11 protein-coding genes are annotated in these 16,052 nt (G+C 40.6%); 6 read left to right on the top strand and 5 right to left on the bottom strand.

What is annotated here, in order from left to right:
* Positions 1 to 498: 498 nt before the first annotated feature.
* The 3 genes from RRG12_RS05180 to RRG12_RS05170 form a co-directional block, all read right to left on the bottom strand.
* Positions 499 to 2,124, bottom strand: a complete 1,626-nt coding sequence (locus tag RRG12_RS05180) for an IS1634 family transposase (RefSeq protein WP_420758599.1) — start codon at positions 2,122 to 2,124, stop codon at positions 499 to 501.
* Positions 2,125 to 2,630: 506 nt separating this feature from the next.
* Positions 2,631 to 4,088 carry a protein adenylyltransferase SelO gene (locus RRG12_RS05175; RefSeq protein ID WP_420758598.1) on the bottom strand — a complete coding sequence of 486 codons (1,458 nt, stop codon included), beginning with the start codon at positions 4,086 to 4,088 and terminating at the stop codon, positions 2,631 to 2,633.
* 568 nt (positions 4,089 to 4,656) lie between these two features.
* Positions 4,657 to 5,232 carry a GNAT family N-acetyltransferase gene (locus RRG12_RS05170; RefSeq protein ID WP_420758597.1) on the bottom strand — a complete coding sequence of 192 codons (576 nt, stop codon included), beginning with the start codon at positions 5,230 to 5,232 and terminating at the stop codon, positions 4,657 to 4,659.
* Between the two features lie 397 nt (positions 5,233 to 5,629).
* Between RRG12_RS05170 and RRG12_RS05165 the strand changes: the two genes are divergently transcribed.
* From RRG12_RS05165 to arsC, 6 genes are all read left to right on the top strand, one after another.
* On the top strand, positions 5,630 to 6,688 hold the full coding sequence (locus tag RRG12_RS05165; RefSeq protein ID WP_420758596.1) for a PstS family phosphate ABC transporter substrate-binding protein: 1,059 nt from the start codon (positions 5,630 to 5,632) through the stop codon (positions 6,686 to 6,688).
* 179 nt (positions 6,689 to 6,867) lie between these two features.
* The gene (locus RRG12_RS05160; protein ID WP_420758595.1) at positions 6,868 to 7,884 is read left to right on the top strand and encodes an ArsJ-associated glyceraldehyde-3-phosphate dehydrogenase; all 1,017 of its coding nucleotides are present in this window, start codon (positions 6,868 to 6,870) and stop codon (positions 7,882 to 7,884) included.
* Between the two features lie 75 nt (positions 7,885 to 7,959).
* Complete coding sequence (gene arsJ / locus RRG12_RS05155; protein ID WP_420758594.1) at positions 7,960 to 9,222, top strand: organoarsenical effux MFS transporter ArsJ; 1,263 nt, start codon at positions 7,960 to 7,962, stop codon at positions 9,220 to 9,222.
* A gap of 96 nt (positions 9,223 to 9,318) precedes the next feature.
* Complete coding sequence (arsB, locus tag RRG12_RS05150) at positions 9,319 to 10,461, top strand: ACR3 family arsenite efflux transporter (protein WP_420758593.1); 1,143 nt, start codon at positions 9,319 to 9,321, stop codon at positions 10,459 to 10,461.
* A gap of 44 nt (positions 10,462 to 10,505) precedes the next feature.
* Positions 10,506 to 10,961, top strand: a complete 456-nt coding sequence (locus RRG12_RS05145; protein ID WP_420758592.1) for an ArsI/CadI family heavy metal resistance metalloenzyme — start codon at positions 10,506 to 10,508, stop codon at positions 10,959 to 10,961.
* 215 nt (positions 10,962 to 11,176) lie between these two features.
* Positions 11,177 to 11,572 carry an arsenate reductase, glutathione/glutaredoxin type gene (arsC, locus tag RRG12_RS05140; RefSeq protein ID WP_420758591.1) on the top strand — a complete coding sequence of 132 codons (396 nt, stop codon included), beginning with the start codon at positions 11,177 to 11,179 and terminating at the stop codon, positions 11,570 to 11,572.
* Here arsC and RRG12_RS05135 read toward each other — a convergent pair.
* Entirely contained in the window at positions 11,569 to 15,330 is a 3,762-nt protein-coding gene (locus RRG12_RS05135) for a PAS domain S-box protein (protein ID WP_420758590.1), read from the bottom strand. The genes arsC and RRG12_RS05135 overlap by 4 nt on opposite strands.
* A gap of 1 nt (position 15,331) precedes the next feature.
* Positions 15,332 to 15,586 carry a helix-turn-helix domain-containing protein gene (locus RRG12_RS05130; protein WP_069070934.1) on the bottom strand — a complete coding sequence of 85 codons (255 nt, stop codon included), beginning with the start codon at positions 15,584 to 15,586 and terminating at the stop codon, positions 15,332 to 15,334.
* Positions 15,587 to 16,052 lie beyond the last annotated feature (466 nt).

Genomic DNA, 16,052 nt, shown 5'->3' with positions numbered 1-16,052 from the left:
ATTTTCTTAGATGCTATAGAAGTTTGAAAAAGATTGGCAAAATAGAATTTGCTACTACACAAACCAACTTTAATTACGTTGATTTGAAAATAACCAGCGCAGACAAAAAGAATTCTGAAGTCAGGCTTTAAAACATCAGAACTTTCGATTTAGTCTGTGTAGACGTGATTTATAATTGCCAAAGCTGAATAAAATTTTACTTTTAGATTTGACAGAAAACCTACGTATTTTCTCGCAATTAAATCGGGATTTTTATATTTATAACCCATATTCCGCACTTCAAATTGAAGTATAAAAAGATTACGAGGAAGAGAAAAGCCAAAAATTAGGATAGTTAAGAACTAGAGTACAGAATGAATCTAACGCATGAAGATAAATGAGCAAATATAAAAAATTTGACCCATAAAATAGGTTATGCAAGGACGCTGATTTTGAAGAGCAATGATTGTTCCTCCAGATGTTGATAAATTTTGATTCAATCTGAAAACAGTGTTTAGCTTAAGAAAGTAGATAATACTTTTGACAAGATGATGGTAAACAATTCAAAATATAATGGCGTTCTGAGGTTAAATTAATCACTTGATTAATCCCATTTAAAGTCAAAAAGTGAATTCCTTGGAAACATTGAAAGACCCATCTTAAGGTAGGAGAAATTGTTAATTTTCCTAGTTGATTTTTGATGCCGACTTTGAGTCTTTTTAAGCTATTTCTCAGTTCCCTTTGACCAAGATTATAAACTAACAGACACAAAGACATTAAAAATAACATCGTCTCAATGCGCTCAGGGTTTTCTACAAAAAAACTATCTGCAAAAAATAAAGGGTCTTTCAGAAATCTAAATCCTCTTTCACAAGACTGTTGATTTTTATAAGTTGTAATAATTTCTGAGGGTGTTAACTTTTCGTCATCAACTAAATTCGTCGCTAAAATAAATCTTCCGGCTGATTTTCTGAGGATTTCTATCTCTTCTAGTTTTTCATGAATCTCTGCTGAGATTTTATAAACAGTTTTCTTCTGTTTTGACTGACTTTCAAAAAGTTGGAGTTCTTTAATTTCAAAGAGTTTCAGCTTTTTATTGATGACTTTTAGTTTATATCTGGCTGTCTGCGGAGTTTCAAAATCTTCTCTTTTTAATTCTTGTAGTAGTTTTTCAACGTTAACTTTTTCTTTCTTGAGCCTTTGCTCTAGCTTCTCTAAATCACTGGACTTTCTTTTTTGGCTTTCTACTATCAGCCAAGTTTGTTTAATCCCACCATAATTTACTATTTCTTCTTTCCACTGGTATTCATCTAAAGTTTGGGCTACCCCTTTCTCTCTTGATTGTGTGTTTCTCTCTTCTATCTCTACCAATTGCACTAAGTCTCGTGCTTTTTTTATGGTCATTGGCACTCTACTTATCCATTTTAAATGTGCAATTAAATTGAGATTTTCCTGACTATATAATGCACTATCACAGACCATAATACTATCGAAATCTATTTGCTTTTTAAACTCTACTAAGATTTTGCCAAATACAGCTTTGTCCGCTTCATTTCCATCTCCAACTCTCATTAATAATGGGATGTCTCCATCACTACTAGTTATTAAATCTAAAACACATTGTTTCAAATCTGGTCTGTGGTCACGAGAATATCCTTTAGTGATAATTATTGGTCTTTCCCTGGTTATTTCCGATTCTTTTTCCTGATGCTCTTCACTGTTGTATTCTCCATGCAGATGAAATGATGTTGCATCCAAATGTGAGTATTTTGTAGATAGATTAAATTTTTTAATTACTGATAATACAATTTCCATAAACAGATTATTCAATCCACTTTTATATAACTTATCCATAACTCTGCCAATTTTATCGTCATTGATGTAATCAGTTTTTACATCTTCTCCCAATAATATTTCGATAGCTTTATCATCAAAAAACTGACTAAATAAATATAAAGGTCTTGAGACAAATCCTAATCCATTGATTAAAATTGCTTTCACCAGTGTTCCTGCTGTTATCTTTTCACGAGGGTCTATTCCTAATTGGGAATTAATTATTTCAACTATTCCTATTTCATCAATTAACCCAGCTACTATTCCTAAATGGTCAATATTTTTAATTTGAGTATTTTCGATTGGAGACATTTTTTACCCTCAAATGTTTTTGAGTTTATATGAATTGTCTCACTTGGATTGAACCAATGTCTATTTAGTTTTAGACAAAGCTTGAAATCAATTTCTTCTCAGCAATGTAAGCCTCACCGTCTTCGTCACACAGGTTTATTTCTGCGAGTTTATTAAAGATTCACATGTCTTATTATTTACTTGTATTCGGAAATCATTATTTAGGCTTTTATACTACATTTTGAAGTGCGGAATGTGGGTTATAAAATTCAGTTTATAGTTCAATACAGTTCAGATAAGACCAAAACACTTGTAGAGACGGCGATTTATCGCGTCTCTTGCCTTAACCGAAACGTATTGGGCGATTTATCGCATCTCAAAAACCCACAATTTTGTATAAATAGCGCTTAACTGATGTAGAGACGTTGCATTGCAACGTCTCTTCTGAGATTATTGATCGTGTCAATTACAGAAAATTTAATCTTAATAACTCTGTAGAAATTAAGAATAAAATAGCTATGAATTGACTACTTTTTAGATTTTATTTGCTGCAATAAATCATAAAAAGGCTGCCAATTATCTTCCTGAGTAATTGCTTCCCAAGTAGCTTCGATCACAGGTCTTAATAATACCGTTTTGGGATTATGAACAGTTAGAGTTTGGGCAATTACATCGATGCGATCGCAGTCCAGATCATTCAAAATTTTATGGTATAGTATGCACCAATCATCAAAAATTCCTGACGCACCCGGTACTGGTACAATATCTGAACTATTCATCACAAAACCTGGCTCATCTCGCCATTTAGATGAAAAAGTGTGAGCCATGTCAGAAAAAAACTGGTGATAACCAACTTGGCTCTCTTTCAAAAATTCAATCGTTAGATCCAAGAGTTCTTGAGCTTGTGCATCAGGCAATTCCACAAAACCCAACTTTTTCAACATCAAAGAACTGTATTCAGCTTGATAATACTCATCAAATCTAGCTAATCCAGCTTCCATTTCGCCTTGAGCAATAATCGCCTTTAAAGGTTCCTGGAGCATTTGTAAATTCAACTTACAAATACTTGGTTGATTACCGTAACAATAGCGTCCATAATAGTCAAAATATGCAGCTATAAAGGATGGGTTGTAAGTCGGGATAAACGCGTAAGGGCCATAATCAAAACTCTCTCCAGTAATCGACATATTATCAGTATTGAGAACTGCATGACAAAAACCAGCCGCCATCCATTGAGCTACTAGTTCTGCAACGCGTTTAACTAATTCGGCGTAAAACAGGGCATATTTATCTTCTTCAGCACTTAAGTGTAGATAATACTGCTCAATTACGTGGTCTAACAGCTTCTTAGTTAAATCTGGGCGCTGGAAATAGTGCAGTCGCTCAAAAGTGCCAAACCGAATATGAGAACTACTCATCCTAACCATCACAGATGAACGAGTCGGTGAAGGTTCATCGCTCCGCCAAAGGGGTAAACCTGTTTCAATCATGGTCAGACAGCGCGAGGTACGTACACCTAAGTGGTGCAGTGCTTCCGCAGCCAGAACTTCCCGCACCCCACCTTTGAGCGTGAGCAAACCATCGCCACCACGAGAGTAGGGCGTTCTTCCAGAACCTTTCGTGCCAAAATCGTATAATTCGCCATCATTGGCGCGTACTTGCCCGTAGAGAAAGCCCCTACCATCGCCCAACTGTCCGTTATATTCACCAAATTGATAGCCGTGGTAACGCAATGCCAATAAGGGTTTGCGCCCCTGAAATCGGCCAAAAGCTGTGATGAAATCTTCGTCTTTGACTACTTGGGGGTCTAGACCGAAACGGGGTAATAGTTCATCGTTACGCCAACGCAGGATGTGTTGGGGAAATTCTGCTGCTGCAACCTCATCATAGTAGTCATCGCCTAGAGATTCTAAGGCGCTTTCGTAGTTGAGGGTGAGAAAAGGATTGCTAGAATTATTGTAGTTTGGAGTTTCAGCCAGAGTCATTACGAGCAAAGCTTAATTCATTCTTCCCTTAATACTACCTCTGGCTTCAGCATCAGCATAGATGCAAAAAGCGACCCATATCTAAAATATGGTAGCGCTACCATCAAAATCTAGAGTACATAATGATATTGTGATCTACAATCAGAGCCTATTTATAAATTAAATATTAAGTAGGTATGTTACGGCTATGTAAGAGGATGTTTGAAAAGTCATGATTGATGTATAAAATTTTTTACCCCACCCTAGCCCTCCCCTTATAAAGGGGAGCCACTGCGTTGGGCGGCTTCGCCGACTTGAAGCATGTGGCGTGAGGGAACTGGATTTTATTGTTTCCACACTTTATAAGGGGGGACCAAGGGGGGTAATAATTCAATTAAAATCACAACATACTACTTTTCAAACAATCTCTAACAATTTGAGGATTTTAGAAACCCTAATTTAGCCGTAACGTAACATATTTCTAGGTGCGTTATGGGCTGCTTGAACGCATCTAGAAATTTAAGGTTTACTTTATAAATGGTCTTTTACTTTTGAATTTATAACCCTAATAATTAAATTACGAATTCTTTTAAAATCTAGGTGCTTGCCAATTAGGATTGATGAGACTTGTCAGAATATGATCTTCCCATTGCCCATTAATTAATAGATAGTCTCTAGCATATCCTTCAATGACAAAACCAAGTCTTTTAAGTACATTGCCACTACGCCGATTGTGAGGCATGTAATTAGCCATGACCCGATGAAAATTTAACTCTTGAAAGAGATATAGAGTTGCAGATTTCAGCCCTTCTGTCATATATCCTTTACCTTGTTTTCTTTCAGCAAGGCTATATCCCACATAACAAAAATGAGCGGCTCCTCGGACAAAATTACTAAAATTGACCGTTCCAATAACTACAGTGGGATTTTTTTTGGTGAAAACAAATAGTTTTAACGATTGCCCATTGAGAAATTCCAGAAAACTATTCTCTATCTGATACTGCCAATATTCTTCAGTGAAAAACCCATCAGCCCAAAGAGGGTAAAACGGAGTGAGATAAGTTTTGTTATCAATGAAGTATTTGAGAATTTGGGGTATATCTTCATGGATCGCTGCTCTTAATAATAGGCGATCGCTTGTAATTATTGGCAGTTCTGATATCATAAATCACTTAATCGACGGGATCTCTTCCAAGAACATTCTCTAAATTTTATAAATTTTCTCATAACCTGCGGTTTACAGCACTTCCGGCGGCTATGAGGTACAGCCTCAAAGCTGAAAGCTATGATAGGAGAGAGGTAAGAAGAAAATTGTATTGCATAATAGCCGGAAGCGCTGTAATAGCAGCCAAGGCGAAGAAAATTCGCGGGTACACAGGCAAAGTCCGGCTCCGAGAACTAAGGAAAATGATTCTTTTGACTGTTTTTCCTGCCTGTTTTCCATAACCGTGATAAATGCATCAACTTTTTTTGATGAATTTTTATGTATCATGCTATGCTTGATATTGACACATCAAGTTTTTTTGAAATGATATAAACATACTTTCAAAATTACCAGGTCAATGAACGCAATAGCAAAGAATTTGGCTCTCGTATTTGGAGTGTTGGCTTTTGCGACAAGTTGCACAGCCACGCCTAATTCATCTACTCAAACTCAGTCGTTACCAAAGGTTGCAGAAGTCAGTGATTCGGCAAAGGTGAGGGCAATCAAGATTGATGGTTCTAGCACAGTGTATCCAATCACCGAAGCGATCGCTAACCAGTTTCAACAAAACAAGCAGCAGTACAAAGGACAAGTTCTCCTAAGCTTTTCCGGTACTAGTGAGGGATTTAAGAAATTTTGTAACAAAGAGACAGACATCAGCAACGCCTCGCGCCCCATTTTGAAAGCAGAGATAGAAGCTTGTAACAAAAATGGTGTCAAGTTTATCGAGCTTCCCGTTGCCTTTGATGCGCTAACTGTTGCGGTGAATTCCGAAAATACCTGGGCAAAAGATATTACCGTAGCCGAATTGAAAAAGCTTTGGGAACCAAATGCCCAAGGAAAAATCACTCGCTGGAACCAAGTGCGATCGTCTTGGCCTGATCAACCAATTAACCTGTATGGTGCTGGTGGTCAGTCTGGTACTTTTGATTACTTTACAGAAGCTATTGTTGGTAAAACCAGAGCCAGCCGCACTGATTACATCTCCAGTGAAGATGATCTCGCCCTAGTGCGCGGAGTCGGCACAGATCCTAATGCCTTGGGTTATTTCGGGCTTGCTTATTACGAAGACAACAAAACTCGGTTAAAGCCTCTGGCAATTGATAGCGGCAAAGGAGCAGTGTTGCCATCACCTGAAACTGTCGAAAAAGCTGAATATCAGCCATTAGCTCGACCTTTGTTGATTTATGTTAATGCTCAATCTCTGCAAAATCAGCCAGAACTCAAAGAATTTGTAGATTATTACCTCAAGTACGCACCGATAACAACCAGTTCGGTTGGGTATGTGCCTTTACCTAGTGAAGCCTATGAATTGGCAGAAAAAAACTTTCAAGCTGGTAAAGAAGGAACAGTATTTGCAGGTAAGGAGCAGATCAACTTCCAAATTAGTGATTTGTTGAAGACACCACAAAAGTAGTAATTTTACTCAAAAAAACTGACTTTTTCAAAAGTAATAGTGGTCTATCGAAAAAGTTCTGAGAAGTTCGTAGTAAGCACTTTAGTGCTTAAAGAATTAAGGACTGAAGTCCTTACTACAAACGCACTATGGAATCAGTTTACTGCTACCCATTAATTTAAATAAACTTAGGAAAACTGATGAAAGTACGTGTTGGCATTAACGGATTTGGCAGAATTGGACGGCTAGCTTTGCGGGCTGCCTGGGGTTGGTCAGAACTTGAGTTTGTTCATATCAATGAGATTAAAGGTGGGGCTGTTACTGCGGCTCATTTGCTCAAATTTGATTCTGTCCACGGGCGTTGGACATCAGAAGTAGAAGCACAAGGCGATCGCATCCTCATTGATGGCACACCCTTAAGCTTTAGCGAACATTCCCAACCTGGCGAAGTCCCTTGGGAAGAGTTGGGTGTTGATATTGTGCTGGAATGCTCCGGTAAATTTAGGACTCCCGCCACCTTAGACCCGTATTTTAAGCGGGGAGTACAGAAGGTGATTGTGGCTGCTCCGGTGAAGGAAGAAGCCTTGAATATTGTCATGGGAGTTAATGATCAACTTTATGAGCCTGAAAACCATCATTTACTAACTGCGGCTTCTTGTACAACTAACTGTTTGGCTCCAGTCGTGAAAGTGATCCATGAAGGCTTGGGGATTAAGCATGGAATTATTACCACAATCCATGACAACACCAATACTCAGACCATCGTGGATGCCCCTCATAAGGATTTACGCCGCGCACGGGCTACTAGTCTATCGTTGATTCCTACCACTACTGGATCGGCAACTGCGATCGGGTTGATTTATCCCGAACTCAACGGCAAACTCAATGGTTTGGCAGTACGAGTACCCTTGCTCAACGCTTCTTTAACAGACTGCGTGTTTGAAGTTGTGCGACCCACAACCGTAGAAGAAATTAATAGCTTACTAAAAGCAGCTTCAGAACAAGCACCGCTCAAAGGAATTCTGGGATATGAAGAACGTCCTTTAGTCTCTATCGATTATAAAGACGATCCTCGGTCTTCCATCATTGATGCCCTCTCCACAATGGTGGTAAACGAGACGCAAGTGAAAATACTCGCTTGGTATGACAACGAATGGGGCTATGCCAACCGGATGGTTGAACTCGCCCGTAAAGTAGCTCTGAGTCTGAAAAAGTAATGGGCATGGGGCATTTTCTCCCTCTGCTCCCCCTGCCTCCCCTGCTCCCCCTGCCCCTCATCTCCCCACTCCCTCATGGCTTCTACTACAGCTCATAGCGCCAATTTCAAGAACTATATCCTAGTCACCCTCGCCTACTGGGGTTTCACCCTCACCGATGGTGCGTTGCGAATGCTGGTGTTGCTATATTTTAACCAAATTGGCTATACCCCGATACAAATTGCCTTTCTGTTTTTGTTCTACGAAGTGTTTGGAGTTGTCACAAACTTTTTAGGCGGTTGGATTGGTTCCCAGTTCGGATTGAAGGTAACACTTTATAGCGGCATCGGATTACAGATTTTTTCTCTAGTCATGCTGTCCTTCCTCAATCCAAATTGGGCACAGTGGATTGCAGTCGGTTATGTGATGGTGGCACAGGCATTTTCTGGGATTGCCAAAGACTTGACTAAGATGAGTTCTAAAAGTGCCATTCGATTGGTAGTACCCCAGGATGCCCAATCATCTTTGTTTAAATGGGTGGCGGTGCTGACGGGTTCTAAGAATGCTCTCAAAGGAGTTGGCTTTTTTATCGGTAGCGCTCTTTTGGCTGCGGTTGGCTTCATCAATTCCCTGTGGATTATGGCAGGGGGACTTTCCCTGATTATGTTTTCTGGGCTGATGCTGCCTAAAGGAATGGGCAAAATCAAGAAGAAAATCAAGTTTAGCCAGCTGTTTTCTAAGAGCGAAGAGATTAATATTCTCTCGGCGGCACGATTCTTTCTCTTTGGTTCTAGGGATGTATGGTTTGTTGTGGGATTGCCAGTATTCTTACGTGGAACCTTGGGCTGGTCGTTCTATCAGGTTGGTGGATTCTTGGCTTGTTGGGTAATTGGTTATGGCGTTATTCAATTTTTAGCACCAACACTGATTCAGCGATTTGGTTCTGGCCGTCCACCGCAATCAAAGACCATCCAGTTTTGGACGTTTACTTTAACAGTAGTTCCAGCTGCGATCGCTCTTGCTCTCCAAATAGGTATACCTGCAAATATTGCGATCGTTGGCGGACTTCTAGTTTTTGGCGTAGTGTTTGCCTTCAACTCAGCAGTTCACTCTTATTTAGTGTTGGCGTTTACTGATGATGACAAGGTAGCGCTAAACGTTGGTTTTTATTATATGGCAAACTCTGGCGGTCGATTAGCAGGAACGGTTTTGTCAGGTTTGGTATATCAGTTTTTCGGTTTAGTGGGCTGTCTGTGGACATCCATGTTCTTTGTACTAGCAGCAGCATTAATTACTCTGAAGCTACCTGATCCTCAACCTAGTAAAGCGATCGCTTGGAAAGCGGGAGATGGGGATTAGGGAATGGGGAATGGGGCATTGGGCATTGGGCATTGGTTATTTTGCTTATCTCCCTCATCCTCCTTATCACTCCAACAATATTTCAGGCTTACATCAATGAGTACGAATCCGCAAGCGAATAAAGCCCCAGTACAAGCAGGGAGTAATCTCAGTTTTTTTGAAAGATACCTTACTGTTTGGGTGTTTCTGTGCATCTTGGCAGGAATTGGACTAGGGAGATTATTTCCAGGGGTGGCGGTGACGCTGGATGCGTTGAGTATCTATCAAGTGTCAATTCCCATTGCAGTTTGTCTGTTTTTTATGATGTATCCCATCATGGTGAAAATTGACTTCACCCAAGCTGCAAATGCTATCCGTGCCCCAAAACCTGTAATTCTCACTTTGGTGGTGAACTGGTTGATTAAACCATTCACGATGGTGGTATTTTCTCAGTTTTTCTTAGGTTGGTTATTTCGTCCGTTAATTACAGGCACAGAATTAATTCGTGGTAACGAAGTTGCGATCGCTAATTCTTACATTGCAGGTACGATTTTGCTGGGAATTGCTCCTTGTACTGCGATGGTGCTGCTGTGGGGTTATCTTTCCTACGGCAATCAGGGACACACCTTGGTAATGGTGGCGGTTAATTCTCTGACGATGTTGTTTTTGTATGCACCTTTAGGTAGGTGGTTACTGGCGGCAAATGATTTAACAGTACCCTGGCAAACGATTGTGTTGTCGGTGCTGATTTATGTCGGATTGCCATTAGTGGCAGGAATGTACAGCCGTTATTGGATTTTTCAAAACAAAGGGAAAGAATGGTTTGAACGAAGATTTTTAAAGTATCTCAGTCCAATTGCCATTACTGCCTTGCTGATGACTTTGGTTTTGCTGTTTGCTTTTAAAGGTGAATTGATTGTTAGCAATCCCTTGCACATCTTATTAATTGCCGTGCCACTATTCATCCAAACTAATTTTATTTTCTTGATTAGTTATGTGGCAGCATTGAAGCTGAATATATCTTATGAGGATGCCGCACCCGCAGCATTAATTGGAGCTAGTAATCATTTTGAAGTGGCGATCGCAACTTCTGTAATGCTGTTTGGCTTAAATTCCGGTGCTGCACTTGCTACGGTGGTAGGTGTTTTAATCGAAGTGCCAGTAATGTTGATGCTGGTTGAAGTTTGTAAGCGAACGGCATTTTGGTTCCGAAGGGAGCCAGAAAAGGCAACGTTACGAGATCCACGGTTTAATTGCTAATTCGTAATTCGTAATCTTTCAAAAATTTTACAAGGAGCAAAATTATGGCAATTCTGAAAACTCATGTAGCTTTGAATGTTACTGACGTTGAAAAGTCTGTAGCATTTTATCGGGCAATGTTTGGTGTGGAACCTGTGAAGTATAAAGATGACTATGCCAAATTTGATATTTCCAGCCCCGCGCTAAACCTGACACTGAATTTAGCCCCTAGCGTCAAAGCTGGTGGTGCATTGTCTCATCTGGGTATACAAGTTGAAAGTACAGAAGAAGTGCGATCGGCTATACAAAGGTTTACGGAGTCAGGATTAGCATTATTTACCGAGGATAATACTGATTGTTGTTACGCTTTGCAAGACAAAGTTTGGGTAACAGATCCAGACGGGAACCGCTGGGAAGTTTTTGTGGTGAAGGTGGGAGATACAGCACCAGAAAAGAATTTAGTGACTACAGCTAATTCGACAGGGGTAGTCAAGGCTGTTAATAAGCCATGTTGTGCTTAGACTAAATCTAATTGCAAAGTATCGCCAGAGGTGGCTTTTACCTCTGACGATTTCCGTAGTAGTCTATCAAATTTAAAGTTATGGGTAAGCAAGTTTGTAGTAAGGATTTTAGTCCTTATTCTCCAACGCTGCACTATCCGCCAGTTATGCAGAATTCATGTCTGTTTTCTGACTCCTGACTCCTGAATTCTGTTTGATAAAAAAGAGGAGGAATTATGAAAAAAGTAATGTTTGTTTGTACGCATAATTTCCGCCTTTCCCAAATGGCGGAGGGATTTGCAAGAACGTTAGGAGAAAATAAAATTGCTGTTACAAGTTCTGGTTTAGCACCAAATGAGATAGATCCAATCACTGTTAAAGTGATGTCAGAAATTGGTATTGATATTAGCAATCAAACTTCTAAACCTTTAAGTGATTTCAACGCCGATGATTATAATGCTGTGATTTCATTATGTGGTTGTGGTGTTAACTTACCCCAAGAGTGGGTATTAAGAGATGTGTTTGAAGATTGGCAACTTGATGATCCAGCAGGGCACTCAATTGAATATTTTCGTCGGGTTCGAGATGAAGTTAAGGAACGAGTTGTAAACTTAATTATGTCTCTCAATTAACAATTACTACAACTATAAATTAGGTTGGCGATCGCTCGGAGTAACTTAGCTGGCTCCACAGGCTTGGTGATATGCTGCCCAAATCCGGCGGCAATTGCTTGTTGATAATCAACCTCAGCGGCATAAGCGGTGAGAGCGATCGCTGGAATTTTCCCGCCAAGTTCTGGTGACATAGCTCTAATTTGACGCATTAGCATATATCCATCTACTTCCGGCATTCCAATATCGCTTAACAGCAGATTTGGCCGGAACTGAGGCATAATTCGTAATGCTTCCATCGCAGATGCGGTCTGGATTACTACCGCGCCAGACTGCTCCAGAATGAAAGTAATTAACTCTCGTGTATCACGCTCATCATCCACCAGCAGAACTTTCAACCCATTTAGATCGGGTGAATCATCAAGTTGAGAGACAATCTGGTGGCTATTTAGATGAATCTTGAGCAACGGTAGCATGACTGTAAAGGTTGCTCCCTGTTCTTCACCCAAACTTTCTGCCTTAACTGTGCCACCATGTAGCTCGACAATGTGACGAACAATAGCTAATCCTAATCCCAGTCCGCCGAATTTTCTGGTAGTTGCACCATCAGCTTGTCGGAAGTAGTCAAAGACATAAGGTAAAAAGTCAGGGTTAATCCCTTTACCTGTATCACTGACTCGAAGGTGAACCTGAGAACCAACAGACTCTAAACTGATTTCTACCTCTCCACCTTGGGGTGTAAATTTAATAGCATTGGAAAGTAAATTCCAGATAACTTGCTGCAAGCGATTGGAATCACCTGTTACGAGAAATTTGGAGTCGCCACTCTGGTGCGCTTCCAGCGCAACTTGAATTTGAGATTTGAGATTGTCAGGTTGCTTGATAAAATCGATAGATTCTAAATTTCTTTGAGAATTTTCTAATCCAAAATCGTTCGACTGAGCGTAGCCGAAGTCTAAAATCGTAAATCGCAAATTGATAGATTTGGCTTCAGCGGCTAGACGTACAGTTTCTATGGCTGAAGCGATCGCAGTTGCCAGATTTACAGGAGCAATATTCAGACTAAGTTTACCTTGCAGAATGCGAGAGACATCTAGCAAATCTTCAATTAATTGGGTTTGCAACTTGGCATTACGCTCAATGGTTTCGAGAGCGCGAGTCGTGGTTGCTTCATCATACTTTTTGGTTTGCAGTAACTTCGACCATCCCAGGATCGGGTTTAGCGGCGTGCGAAGTTCGTGAGAAAGAACCGCCAAAAATTCATCTTTGATCCGGTTAGCTTGGATCAATTCTTCTTTGCGTCGCTGTAACGAAGCCATTAAATCAGCGCGTTCCAGAGCAACCGCCACTTGATCAGAAGTTGCTTGTAATAGAGTAATTTCCCCAGAAGTAAAGTGAGTACGGGTGCGACTGGCAAAAGAGAGAACACCAAGCAGCTTTCCTTGAGCAATTAATGGTTGACCTGCGTAGGCTGTGATTTCCAAAGCACGGAGAATGTGGGCATTTGGAACGGTAGAGTGCAGCACATCGTTAATAACAATTTGATGGCGTTCTTGTGCCACCATTCCGCACATACCTTGATGAAATTCCAGATATTCAATTGTTTGAAATACTTCATCAGTGATGCCATTCCAAGCTACTAACCGAAGTTTTTGCTTATTTTCATGTGTATCGATTAGATAGTGGAAGTAAAAGTGCAAATCCATCTGCGCCGAGAGTTTGCTAAACAGGCTGTTCATTAAATCCAAGGGGCGCTCAGTTGAAAGCAAATCGCTGGTTGTTTCCGAGAGCAGTTTGAGTCTTTCACTGCGCTCTTGTAAAGCTTGTTCTGCAAGCTGACGTTCCCGAAGGGCGCGTTCGCGTTCGGTGATGTCAATTGCAACCCCTCCTACTAGACGTTGCCCAGATGCATTGGCAATGGGAAACTTGTAGACTAAAAATTCGCCGAGGGTGCCATCTGTGCGTGGAGCAGACTCAATCGTTTGAACAACCTGATTTGTCTCGGCAACCATTCTAATGTTATCGAGGAGAGGTTGAGCAATTTGGGCTGGGTATAGCTCAAAAATGTTTTTATGAATCGCCTTATTTACTGCTAAGTCAAATGTGCTCAAATAAGTTGGACTGAGGTAAACTACACGCCCGTCTACATTCGTAATCCATGCTGCGGCTGGAATATTGTCCATAAAAGCTTGGAATTGCTCTTGACTCTGACTCAGTGCTTTTTTAGCTTGTTTGAGATCACTAATATCCAGAATAAATGCAACTGATTTCTGTCGAGATTCTCCTAAAAGAGAGTAACCAACTACAACTGGGACAATAGAACCATCCTTGCGAATAAATTCCTTCTCATAAGGAGTACAGGTTCCCTTCGCTGTTGCCTCGGTAATAGCCAGTTCATCTAAATATTGGTACTCAGATGGCGTGATATTAGTCCACCGTAATCTACCTGCTTGGATATCCTCCTGGGTATAGCCGACAATTCGCAAAAACTCGTCATTGGCTTCGGTGATACTACCATTCACATCACCAAAAAGAATACCAACTACATTCGCTTTCACAAAACTCCGAAGCCGCTCCTCACTTGCTTGGACTGCCTTCTCTGCCTGCTTGCGTTCGCTAATATCTGTAGTGCTGCCAACTAAACGTAGTGGGTTACCATCAGCATCTCGCTGTACTATTATCCCCTGATCTAACACATAGATGTACTGATTATCTTTGTTGCGAATTCGATACTCCGCAGTATAGCGATCGCTATTTGCCAAAGCAACTCCCGCCTCATCTTCTAAACGTTGCAAATCCTCTGGATGCACAAGCTCGCGCCACCAATTACCATTTGCTTCAGCTTCAGCGAGAGAATAGCCCAAAATTCGAGTTAATCCCTCAGTTCTTTCAACAGTATCCTCTTTTAAATTCCAGTCATAAATGAGACAGTTTACCGCAGATGCAGCTAACTCAAACCGCTCGTTAGCTAACCTCAGACGCTCCTCCTTCTCTCGCAAAGTTTGTTCTACTTGTTTGCGTTCACGTAGTGCAGCTTGCTGTTCGCTCAAATCAACAACGAAGCCAATAACCGTTTCTTCAGCATCTCCCACAAGGACAGAACCGAGCAAAATGGGAACTCTTGTACCATCTTTGCAGATATATTCCTTCTCAAAGGGCTTACATACTCCGGTGGTTTTCAGTTCTTGCACTGAACGCTCACTCAAAAGAAGATACTCTGGTGGGGTAATATCGCGCCAGTTCATTTGGTTAGCGGACAAATCTTCTCGCCTATAGCCAACCATTTTCAGAAAAGCATCATTGGCTTCTATGATGGAGCCGTTCTTCACATCAGTGACAATCACTCCAATGATGTTAGATTCTGCCAGTCGGCTAAACCGCATCTCACTATTTTGCAACAACTTTAGGCTTGTCTCTGCCTTGCGTCTAGCAGTTTGCAACTCTGAAGAAAGGGCGGTAATTAAGAAGGATACTAGTGAAAACGTCGTTAATCTTACCAAAACGTTTTGGCTGAAGAAATCAAAGGAGTAGACTGGCTCAATCAAAAAATATAGCGCAGTTGTCACAGAAAGAGCGATCGCTAGCACTCCAAGTCCCATGCCGCCGTACCAAGCGCTGACTGCCACAGCAGCATAAAATAATGGGAATACGCTCGGATCAAAAACTGGCAGCAACAGTTTTGTCAGCAGCAACGCCGCTATAACTGCCACAATCATCACACCATAAGCTATGAACCAAGAACGCATCATCAAAATTTTTTCGGGTACTTTCACCATCATCTTAAGAGTCCTCCCGTTGCTCCGCGTTTGAGAGATACTCTTTCACTAGTGTTTTACCTGGTTCGCCCATTTTCTGTAACATTTCTTCAATTAGCTTTAGTGCCATCTGTGAAGGCACTGTAGATCCGTTCTCCCAGCGATTGATTGTTCGCAGAGAAACTCCCAACTTGGCTGCAAACTTTTCCTGAGAGAGATCGAGCTGCTGCCGCAGTTCACGGATCAAATCTGAAATTTTCAGTGGCTTTCCTAGTTCCATAGTAGGAAGATTAAGACAGGTGTCTCGCCATTTGTCTCCAGCTTGAGGAAGAATTTAAATAATCATTAGTTATTATCGATTTCATCTTTTGACGAAACTCCAATATTCATTTATCAGTGTTCACTGGTTATTCTTTACTGCAAAACCTATCTATAAAATAAATATTAAATTTCTCTGATATGTGACGCCACAATAGTATTATCGGGGACTATTTAATGATTATTAGCCATCACACACCGCCAAAATTTATAGGTGGTGTGTTCCATTTCCATAATTCATAATCAATTTAATTTATATAGCAATCAGATTTGATTTCTGAATCACTCGTAGAGGTAAGGGATTAGGGATTGGGTACTGGGAAGAAGGAATAAAGGTGTACTGAGTTTTGTTCAAAAATCAATATAGGACTCATATTTAATTTCTGAAAAAACTCAGTAGAACTAATAAGCCTTCTTGACTGTTGCCT

This window comes from Nostoc sp. CALU 546, from assembly GCF_048836525.1.
The sequence above is the reverse complement of the archived record's forward strand: the minus strand, read 5'-3'. Positions and strand labels throughout refer to the sequence as shown.